General features: G+C 47.5%; 1 protein-coding gene. It reads left to right on the top strand.

The genetic code is table 11. The annotated features are described in order from the left end of the window. Positions 1–157: 157 nt before the first annotated feature. The coding region (locus A3757_RS23275; protein WP_068740370.1) for a cobyric acid synthase at positions 158–937 on the top strand (780 nt) is incomplete at its 3' end.

Raw genomic sequence — 937 nt, 5'->3', positions numbered from 1 at the left:
AATAGACCTTTTTGCAGGAGATTTATTCATAACAGGAGTGGGGCGTTATGCTTCGGGTGACCGTGCTGCTGAGTACACAGGTGGTATTGAGAGGATTGACCTTGATACGCTGAGCTCGTCGATAGTTGTGAACGACTAATTGAGTAAAGGTTAAGATATGACAACACTGATGATACAAGGCACCACTTCAGATGCGGGTAAAAGTACCTTAGTGGCTGCTTTGTGTCGTTGTTTGGTGAGGCGCGGCCATAAAGTGGCGCCTTTTAAGCCTCAGAATATGGCGCTCAACAGTGCTGTTACGGTTGATGGTGGCGAAATAGGGCGAGCGCAGGCATTGCAGGCGCACGCTGCTTGTGTTTTGCCGACAACGGATATGAATCCGGTTTTGTTGAAGCCTGAAACAGATACCGGTGCGCAGGTGATTATTCACGGTAAGTCCAGAGGCAACATGTCTGCGACGTCTTACCATGAATATAAACAGGTTGCGATGGCTGCGGTGCTAAGTTCACATGAGCGACTTGCTAATGAATTTCAGCATGTCATTGTTGAAGGTGCTGGCTCACCGGCAGAGATTAATCTACGCGACAGAGATATCGCAAACATGGGTTTTGCTGAGGAAGTGGATTGCCCGGTTATTTTAGTTGCCGATATTGATCGCGGCGGTGTGTTTGCACATTTGGTCGGTACTTTGTCATTGCTGTCTGAGTCTGAGCAAGCGCGTATCAAAGGTTTCGTCATTAACCGATTTAGAGGTGATATTTCCTTGCTTCAGTCTGGCTTGGACTGGCTGGAATCGTATACGGGAAAACCGGTGCTTGGTGTTCTGCCTTACCTTCATGGTCTACACCTTGATGCAGAGGATGCTTTGCCAGAGCAGATACTCGATCCAAGTTCTGAATATAAATTTCGTGTAATTGTGCCGGTTGTTCCACGTATA

The organism is Oleiphilus sp. HI0117, assembly GCF_001635235.1.
Note: the sequence above shows the minus strand (reverse complement) of the source record. Positions and strands in the feature narration are given on the sequence as shown.